This window comes from Streptomyces sp. NPDC056480 (genome assembly GCF_042795405.1).
In the GTDB taxonomy this organism is placed as follows: domain Bacteria; phylum Actinomycetota; class Actinomycetes; order Streptomycetales; family Streptomycetaceae; genus Streptomyces.
The window spans coordinates 1-1,462 of sequence record NZ_JBHTSA010000258.1 but is presented as its reverse complement, the minus strand read 5'-3'; the positions used below and the strand labels follow the sequence as shown (position 1 = coordinate 1,462).

Genomic DNA, 1,462 nt, shown 5'->3' with positions numbered 1-1,462 from the left:
AGCTTGAATTTAAAGGTTTTCCCTCGGCTCGTTGGGTCGGGGGTTGTCCTTTTTGTGGTGGTGTTTGCCGACGGGGTGGCGGGGTGCGGGGCTGGTGGTGCGGCCTGGTGGGCGGCCGGGGCCGGGCCGGGAGGCTTTCGGCGGTTTCGCGGGGGTGCCGAGGATCCGCCGGATGCGGGGATAGCTTCGGCGGACCCGGCCAGGGGTGAGTCGGTCCGGGGGCAGGGACTTCTCCCAGGGTCTGCGGAGGTCGCCGACGAGGGTGCGGGCGAGGCGGAGTTGGGTGTGGGCGGCCAGGATCAGCCAGACCCATCGGTCGGCCTGGGCGGGGTGACGCAGCCGGGGGCGGGTCAGGCCGAGCGTCTGTTTGAGGAAGCGGAAGGTGTGCTCGAGATCGAACCGGCGGAGGAAGGTCCTCCACAGACGGTCGACATCGTGCGCGCCGGCGTCGGGGTCGCTGTGCCACAACCACACCGGCTTGGGGTCCCGGTTGCCTGGTAGGTGCTCGACTGTCAGGTGGATCAGGGTTCCTTCCACGATGGGCGGTTCGCCCTCGTGGGCGGTCCACGGGCCGCGGCGTTCCAGTTTCGGGTGCAGGCGTCCCCAGCAGCGGGCGACAACGACACCGAAGCGGTCGTGCCTGGTGATGGATGTCTGGGTCGGAGTGGCGTGGGTTGCCTCATCGGCGAGACGGAACGCCTCACCGTGACGCGGCTGCCGGCCTTTGGTGGGCCCCCGGCGTCGCCCGGCCGGATGATGCATGACCCGGTCGGAACGGATCCGCCCGAGCAGCCGCACCGGCTCGTCGCGCAGCAGCCAGGTCAGACGCACGATGTCGTAACCGGAATCGAGGACGAACAGCACCTGAGGGTCGCCCTCGTGCCACTGCCCGGCCTCCCGCAGCCGCCCCAGCAGGTCCCGGATCTGGGCGGCGGTGACCGCGGTCGCATCGTCGTCGGGGCCGAGCCGGACCGCGTCCAGCAGCCCGGTCCACGAGGTGCGGCCCCCGCCGAGCGCTGCGGCGACCTGGTACGGCCATCCGGGAATCGTCTGACGCACCCCGTCGCATCGGCACGGACGGTGACAGTGAAGGCGCCCGGGCGAGCACTCCGCGTCCGGACGCGGCCACGGCGTCACATCAAGCGCGACCGACAACTGCCGGTCGGACCCACGCGGCAGCGTCAGGCCGGCCAGAGCGACCCGCAGCCGGGACACGTCGATCCGGCCGTCGGCCAGTGCGTCGTACATTGCGCCATGTCCCCGCCGGTGCACCGTCTGAAGTGACAGCTCCGGCAACGACACCACCGGGCCCTCCGCGCACAACACCGCGTCCACCAGCTCGAACAAGGCATCCGCGCGGCGGGTCATCGCCTCGTACAACCCCACCCGAAAGCAGGAAAGTTCAGCCAACACCTGCCGTGGCACGGCTCCATCAACAACACTCGACACCGACGACCTCCGG

1 protein-coding gene is annotated in these 1,462 nt (G+C 70.5%); it reads right to left on the bottom strand.

The annotated features are described in order from the left end of the window. Positions 1-9: 9 nt before the first annotated feature. A complete protein-coding gene (locus ACFQ79_RS40705) occupies positions 10-1,449 on the bottom strand; it encodes an NF041680 family putative transposase (RefSeq protein WP_383593436.1) in 1,440 nt (479 codons plus the stop codon). Between the last annotated feature and the right edge of the window lie 13 nt (positions 1,450-1,462).